This is a genomic window from Aerococcus sp. L_32 (assembly GCF_050689315.1).
Genome location: NZ_JBOEQF010000789.1, coordinates 1 through 844 on the forward strand (window position 1 = coordinate 1; position 844 = coordinate 844).

The window sequence follows — 844 nt, forward strand, 5'->3', positions numbered from 1 at the left end:
AACCGCGCCACGTACATCAATCTTGCCTTTGTCGTTTGGATCTAGGCTGATATGTGGCTCTTGAACGTAGCCTTTCACATTTCCTTGACCGTCCGCAACAGCCACTAACTTACCAGCTGGACCATTCCCGTTGATTTGGATAGTAATTTTGGCATCATCTTTAATATCAGACCCTATCATCAAAGTACCCACTAACGTACGTCCTAGGGCTGCTGTAGAAGCAGACCATGTATCATGTTTCTTTTGTGCCTCTTGGACAATACCTGTAGCATCTACAGCTGTAATACGAACTTCACCATCAAAGGCTACTGCCTTAATTAATTTATCTGTCATTTATTTCACTCCATCATTAGGTGCCAGGCACCCATTATTCGCTTGTCGCTCTTCAACTACCATTCTAACCTAATTTGGCGAACAGTGAAAATATAATAGTTAGCAAGGTGTAAAGCAACCCGGTAAATAATGACCCTTGGAACAAAAAATGCACAATATCTGAAAGATATTGAAAGATTTTGTGAAACGCAGTCATTATTGGTTTAATGAACCCGTTTATTGCTGCTAGGAAAGTCACTTCTTTAATTGCATTGAAAAACCTCCGATAAAATGTCATCGGAGGTTTTTTATTGATTCAAGAAAAGTCGGCTCTTACACCCTATTTGGGTTCGCTCGCACCCTTACTTAGTCTTGATCTATATGTGCGTTTCGTCCTTGTGGACCTTGATGATCGTCGCTGTCGTCATCAGATTCATTAACATCATCAGCCGCTTCGGTTTGGTCTTCAGATGTCGTTTCTTCAGACCATTCACCATTACGGTATTGACGGTGCTCAGCGCCACGTTGTAAA

At 41.7% G+C, this 844-nt stretch carries 1 protein-coding gene; it reads right to left on the reverse strand.

Annotation, left to right across the window (positions count from 1 at the left end; genetic code table 11):
• The coding region (locus tag ACRCJ0_RS16495) for an Hsp33 family molecular chaperone HslO (protein WP_431391240.1) at window positions 1-333 on the reverse strand (333 nt) is incomplete at its 3' end.
• Between the last annotated feature and the right edge of the window lie 511 nt (window positions 334-844).